Source organism: Micromonospora sp. DT4 (assembly GCF_049841675.1).
Lineage (GTDB): Bacteria > Actinomycetota > Actinomycetes > Mycobacteriales > Micromonosporaceae > Micromonospora.
The window spans coordinates 1-250 of record NZ_JBNCKT010000497.1; the positions used below are offsets into that span (position 1 = coordinate 1).

At 72.0% G+C, this 250-nt stretch carries 1 pseudogene; it reads right to left on the bottom strand.

Features of this window, described 5'->3' with window-relative positions:
• Positions 1 to 250: pseudogene (locus ACLQ24_RS30665) on the bottom strand (hypothetical protein); the annotation flags it as partial.

Consider the following 250-nt stretch of genomic DNA (forward strand, 5'->3'; position numbering starts at 1 on the left):
CAGACGATCAGGTCGATGAGCCGGTCGGTTGGCACCCGGTCGGCCCCGGCCAGGACCAGCCGGCGCAGCGCGGTCTGCAGACCCCGGTTCCCCCGGACCGCGGGATGCGCGAGGAGGCCGTACACCTCGCGCACCGCCTCAACCTGCTCTCGCCCAAGGATCGTCGGTCGCTCCTCGTCGAAGGTGGGCAGCGCCGACAGTGACGCCGTCGGCCCCAAACCCTGGGGAAAGTCGTCGTCCGGTGGGCAGC